General features: G+C 65.0%; 1 rRNA gene. It reads right to left on the reverse strand.

From position 1 onward, the window contains the following. Positions 1–11: 11 nt before the first annotated feature. A 16S ribosomal RNA gene (locus ACTNB2_RS08785) occupies positions 12–1,517 on the reverse strand. Positions 1,518–1,519 lie beyond the last annotated feature (2 nt).

A 1,519-nucleotide genomic window follows, 5' to 3' on the forward strand; every position in this document is an offset into this window, starting at 1 on the left:
TATCTCCCTAGAAAGGAGGTGATCCAGCCGCACCTTCCGGTACGGCTACCTTGTTACGACTTCACCCCCCTCACCCTCCACACCTTCGGCGCCTCCCCCCTCTCGGTTGGGCCGGCGACTTCGGGTGCAGACGACTCGGGTGGTGTGACGGGCGGTGTGTACAAGGCCCGGGAACGCATTCACCGCGGCATGCTGATCCGCGATTACTAGCAACTCCGACTTCATGGGGGCGGGTTGCAGCCCCCAATCCGAACTGGGGCCGGCTTTCCGGGATCCGCTCCCCCTCGCGGGGTGGCATCCCTCTGTACCGGCCATTGTAGCACGTGTGCAGCCCAGGGCATAAGGGGCATGATGACTTGACGTCGTCCCCGCCCTCCTCCGCCTTGACGGCGGCGGTCCCGCGTGGGTTCCCGGCATCACCCGATGGCAACACGCGGCGGGGGTTGCGCTCGTTGCGGGACTTAACCCAACATCTCACGACACGAGCTGACGACAGCCATGCACCACCTGTATGGGCTCCTCTCGGCCACGGGGTCTCCCCCGCTTCACCCATATGTCAAGCCCTGGTAAGGTTCTTCGCGTTGCTTCGAATTAAGCCACATGCTCCGCTGCTTGTGCGGGCCCCCGTCAATTCCTTTGAGTTTTAGCCTTGCGGCCGTACTCCCCAGGCGGGACGCTTAATGCGTTGGCTGCGGCACGGGGGGATCGTCCCCCCACACCTAGCGTCCATCGTTTACGGCTGGGACTACCAGGGTATCTAATCCTGTTCGCTCCCCCAGCTTTCGCGCCTCAGCGTCGGTCTCGGCCCAGAGGGCCGCCTTCGCCACCGGTGTTCCACCCGATATCTGCGCATTCCACCGCTACACCGGGTGTTCCACCCTCCCCTACCGGACCCAAGCCGCGGAGGTTCCGGGGGCTTCGGGGGGTTGAGCCCCCCGCTTCGACCCCCGGCCTGCCGGGCCGCCTACGCGCGCTTTACGCCCAATGAATCCGGATAACGCTCGCCCCCTACGTATTACCGCGGCTGCTGGCACGTAGTTAGCCGGGGCTTCTTCTGCAGGTACAGTCTCGTCTCTTCCCTGCTGAAAGCGGTTTACGACCCGAAGGCCTCCGTCCCGCACGCGGCGTCGCTGCGTCAGGGTTGCCCCCATTGCGCAAGATTCCCCACTGCTGCCTCCCGTAGGAGTCTGGGCCGTGTCTCAGTCCCAATCTGGCCGGTCGGTCTCTCAACCCGGCTACCCGTTGTCGGCACGGTGGGCCGTCACCCCGCCGTCTACCTGATGGGCCGCGGAGCCATCCCCTCCCGTCGGGGCTTTAGCCCGGGCGCCATGCGGCACCCGGGGGTATCCGGTATTACCCGTCCTTTCGGGCGGCTATCCCGGGGGAGGGGGCAGGTTCTCCACGTGTTACTCAGCCGTTCGCCACTCGCTTCTATCCGAAGATAGGTGCCGTTCGACTTGCATGTGTTAGGCGCGCCGCCAGCGTTCATCCTGAGCCAGGATCGAACTCTCCGTCCAAA

This window comes from Collinsella sp. HCP28S3_G2 (assembly GCF_052065125.1).
Classification (GTDB): domain Bacteria; phylum Actinomycetota; class Coriobacteriia; order Coriobacteriales; family Coriobacteriaceae; genus Collinsella.